This window comes from Microcoleus sp. Pol11C3, from assembly GCF_036701485.1.
Classification (GTDB): Bacteria; Cyanobacteriota; Cyanobacteriia; order Cyanobacteriales; family Microcoleaceae; genus Microcoleus.
The window spans coordinates 12,222-12,698 of sequence record NZ_JAUBQW010000164.1 but is presented as its reverse complement, the minus strand read 5'-3'; the positions used below and the strand labels follow the sequence as shown (position 1 = coordinate 12,698).

The window sequence follows — 477 nt, the reverse complement described above, 5'->3', positions numbered from 1 at the left end:
TGTTGGCGGAACTATTACAGTCCTATCTGGAATTGTTGGCGGAACTATTACAGTCCTATCTGGAATTGTTGGCGGAACTATTACAGTCCTATCTGGAATTGTTGGCGGAACTATTACAGTCCTATCTGGAATTGTTGGCGGAACTATTACAGTCCTATCTGGAATTGTTGGCGGAACTATTACAGTCCTATCTGGAATTGTTGGCGGAACTATTACAGTCCTATCTGGAATTGTTGGCGGAATTGTACCCGTTGTCTGCGGAATTGTTGGCGGAATTGTACCCGTTGTCTGCGGAATTGTTGGCGGAATTGTACCCGTTGTCTGCGGAATTGTTGGCGGAATTGTACCCGTTGTTGGTGTTGGCGTTGGATTCGGAGTTGGCGTTACAACCGGAGTCGGAGTTGGATTCGGAGTTGGCGTTACAACCGGAGTCGGAGTTGGATTCGGAGTTGGCGTTACAACCGGAGTCGGAGTTGG

Annotated in this window: 1 protein-coding gene; it reads left to right on the top strand. The window is 48.2% G+C overall.

The features are described from left to right. On the top strand, positions 1-477 hold a 477-nt coding region (locus QUA40_RS25065), incomplete at both ends, for a hypothetical protein (protein ID WP_333130907.1).